Origin of the sequence: Saccharothrix sp. NPDC042600 (assembly GCF_040647305.1) — a bacterium.
Classification (GTDB): domain Bacteria; phylum Actinomycetota; class Actinomycetes; order Mycobacteriales; family Pseudonocardiaceae; genus Actinosynnema; species Actinosynnema mutabilis.
In genome coordinates this window covers 1-3,501 of the sequence record NZ_JBEZBW010000206.1, presented here as the reverse complement: position 1 = coordinate 3,501, position 3,501 = coordinate 1, and the positions used below count along the sequence as shown (strand labels likewise).

The following is a 3,501-nucleotide window of genomic DNA, read 5'->3' as shown; positions in this document are numbered from 1 at the left end:
GCGAGGAACGAGCGAAAGTTTTTTGGCCGACCCCGGCGATCTGTGGTTGCCTCCGGCAGGCCGTGCGGGGGACGAACCGACGCCCTTCCACCCCCCGGGGGCCTGCCGCGCGGCGAGCGCCGCTCTTCGCTCTTCGCTCTTGATCTTCGCTTTTGATCTTTCATCTTTGATCTTGAGAGCGCCCGCCAGCGCAACTCACGAGGAAGCAGGCGTCAAAGCAAGCTGCCGAGCCTGGCAAACCAACCGACCAGAAGAGTCGATGACAGTAGCGTCCTCGTCGAACCACTGCCCGTGCACAGCGGAACAGGCGACCCGCACCCGCAACCACCCACCCACCGGCCGAGCCCGCAACAACGCCGTCAACTGCACGGTCGGCGACCACCCGAACCGCCCCAGGTTGAACGTCACCGGCATCGAGATGTCCCCGACCACCAGCGCGAAGTAGGGGTCCGGCTCCTCGCCCAACGGCCGCGCCCACAGCGTGAGCACCAGCGGGTCGCCGACCCGGCCGGTCAGGAACCCCGCACCCGCCCGGTCCAGGCGCACGTCGCACACCGCGCCCAGCTTGTAGACCCCGCCCGACCCCAGCGTCGCCAGGTCGACGGCGTCCGGCGGCGGGGACGCGGCCACCAGCGGCAGGTCGGCGTAGTCCGGCTGTTGCGCCGGCATCCGGCCGACCGTCACCACCGCCTCGACGCACGCCCGCCCGCGCTGCTCCAGCACAACCCCCACCACGGTCGCCGTCCGCCCGGCCTTGCGCACGGACGTCCGCAACAGCACCGGCCCCACCTCGGGCGCGTGCAGGAACTGGGCGCTCACCGCCAACGGCTCCCGCTCGTCCCCCGGCATGGCGACCTGCGCGGCGTCGACCGCCGCCCGAGCCGCCAGCGCCAGCAGGAACCCGCCGTGGGGCTTGGGCCCGATGGTCCACTCGCCGGGCAAGGACGCCGTGTACGTGCCGTCACCCAGCGCACGCACCGCATTGGCCACGGAAAAGACGGCCGGAGAACCCACCGGAGAACCCACAGAAGTACCCACCGAACCCCTCACGAGCGGCTGACCAGGGACCGCAGGAAGAACGCCACGTTCGCGGGCCGCTCGGCCAGCCGCCGCATCAGGTAGCCGTACCACTGCTCGCCGAACGGCACGTACACCCGCACCACGTGCCCCTCCGCCGCCAGCCGCCGCTGCTCGGTCGGCCGCACGCCGTACAGCATCTGGAACTCGAAGTTCTCCACCGAGCGCCCGTACCACCGCGACCGCTCGCCGACGATCTCGACCAACCTCGGGTCGTGCGTGGCGAACATCGGGTAGCCGCCGCCGGCGAGCAGGACGTTGGCGCACCGCACGTAGTTCAGGTCCACCTCGTGCGGGTCGACGAAGGCGACCGACGCGGGCTCCGCGTACGCGCCCTTGCACAGCCGGACCCGGGTGCCCGCCAGCGCGACGCAGTCGTCCAGCGTCCGCCGCAGGTACGCCTGGAGCACCGCGCCCGTGTCCGGCCACGCCCGGCGCAGCTCGGCCAGTACCCGCAGGGTCGAGTCCGTGGTGGTGTGGTCCTCCATGTCGAGGGTGACCGTCGTGCCGCACTGCTCGGCCGCCGCGCACACGCGGGAGGCGTTGTCCAGCGCGAGCCGCTCGTCCAGGGCCTGGCCGACGGCGGACAGCTTGACGCTGACCTCGGCGTCGGCGGCCAGCCCCACGTCGTGCAGCCGGTCGAGCAGGGCGAGGTAGGCCTGCACGGTCCGCTCGGCCCGCGCGCGGTCGGTGGTGTCCTCGCCCAGGTAGTCCAGCGTGACCCGCAACCCGTCCTCGACCAGGTCACCGGTCACGTCCACCGCCGAGGCCACGGTCTCACCCGCGACGAACCGGCGCACGACGTCGCGGCTCACCGGTGCCGACGCGACCGCCCGCCGGACCGCTTCGTTGCCCGCGGCGGCGAGGATCAACGAGCGCAACGGATTCACGATCAAGACCCTAGTCGTTGGTCGGCGGGAAAGCTCGACTCGACGACGAACGCTCACAGGTGCAGCCGGGCGAACAGCAGCGACTCGGCCAGCAGGTCCCGCCGGTCGGCGTCGGTCTTGGCCTTGCGGGTGTTGACCTCCAGCACCACCTGCCCGGTGAAGCCGGCCGGGGCCAGCGACTCCAGCAGCTCGGCGCACGGCTGCGTGCCGCGCCCCGGCACCAGGTGCTCGTCCTTGGGCAGGCCGCTGCCGTCGGCCAGGTGCACGTGGGTCAGCCCGTCGCCCATCCGCTTGGCCAGCTCCATCGCGTCCATGTGCGCGGCGGAGGCGTGGGACAGGTCCAGCGTGTAGTTGCGGTGCCCCACGTCGGTGGGGTCGATGGACGGCCGGAACGCCGTCACCGCGACCGACCGGCCGCGGCCGAGCTTGCGGCGCACCGGGAACATGTTCTCCACCGCGATCGCGACGCCGCTCTCGTCCTCCAGGCCCGCGACCAGGTCCGGGAACGTCTCGGCGTACCGGCGCTGCCACAGGAACGGCGGGTGCACGACGACGGTCCGCGCGCCCAGGTCCTGCGCGGCGCGGACGCTGCGGCGCAGCCGCTCCACCGGGTCCGGCGACCAGACGCGCTGGCTGATCAGCAGGCACGGCGCGTGCACGGCCAGCACCGGCACGCCGCTGCGCCGCACCAACCGCTGCAACGCCCGCACGTCCTGGCTGACCGGGTCGGCCCACACCATGACCTCGACGCCGTCGTAGCCCAGTTCGGCGGCGGCCTCGAACGCCGCGCCGACCGGGCGCGGCCACACGGCGGCCGTGGACAGGCCGACCGGGATCAAGACTTCACCAGGAGCATCGCGGCCGGGGACACGGTGACGATCAGGCCGACCAGCACGGCCAGGACCGTGGTCTGCAGGTCGTCGGCGCGGCGGATGCGGCGCACCAGGAGCACCAGGCCCACGGTCACCGCCAGCGCCACCACCAGGGCGGCGGGCGCGAGGGTCCGCCACAGGAAGTTGAAGCCCAGCCACAGGGCCGCGCCGCCCAGCACGCCGACGGCGAGCTGGCCGATCATGACCAGCCACTCGCGGCCCGGCGAGCGGTCGCCCGCCTCCTCCTCCACCTCGTCGGCGTCGGCGAGGCCGGCCGGCTCGTCGTCCTCGGCGGCGACGGGGCGGCGGAAGTCGTCGTCCTCGTCGTCCTCGTCGAGATCGACGTACGGGTGGAACTGGGTGCTCTCCGGCTCGACCACCGGCATCTCGCCGGAGTCGTCGCCGAACCAGTCCTCGGCGGTCTGGTCGGGCAGCGGGTCGGGCATGGGGCCCGGCGCCGGCGGCACGATCAGCACCGACTCGGTGGGCAGCGACTCCAGCGGCACGTTCGGGGTCAGCTTGTCCGCGATGCGCGGCAGCACCTCGGTGACCGGCTCGCGCGGCGGCACCGGGCGGGCCAGGCTCGCGCGCGACGACTCGGGGCCGGGCTGCGGCGGGCGCGGCCGGCCGGCGTCCGGCGGCGCGACCCGACCGGCGTCGGG

General features: G+C 73.4%; 3 protein-coding genes and 1 pseudogene. All 4 read right to left on the bottom strand.

Annotated features, from left to right (window positions below; translation table 11 throughout):
• Positions 1–195: 195 nt before the first annotated feature.
• On the bottom strand, positions 196–978 hold the full coding sequence (locus AB0A74_RS42580) for a thioesterase family protein (RefSeq protein ID WP_358258914.1): 783 nt from the start codon (positions 976–978) through the stop codon (positions 196–198).
• Between the two features lie 68 nt (positions 979–1,046).
• Positions 1,047–1,967: a proline dehydrogenase family protein gene (locus tag AB0A74_RS42575; protein WP_358258912.1), complete on the bottom strand. Its 921-nt coding sequence runs from the start codon at positions 1,965–1,967 to the stop codon at positions 1,047–1,049.
• A 53-nt stretch (positions 1,968–2,020) separates the two neighbouring features.
• Positions 2,021–2,806, bottom strand: a complete 786-nt coding sequence (locus AB0A74_RS42570; protein ID WP_358258910.1) for a sugar phosphate isomerase/epimerase family protein — start codon at positions 2,804–2,806, stop codon at positions 2,021–2,023.
• Positions 2,803–3,501, bottom strand: a pseudogene (locus AB0A74_RS42565) (hypothetical protein); the annotation flags it as partial. The pseudogene AB0A74_RS42565 and the gene AB0A74_RS42570, both read right to left, overlap by 4 nt.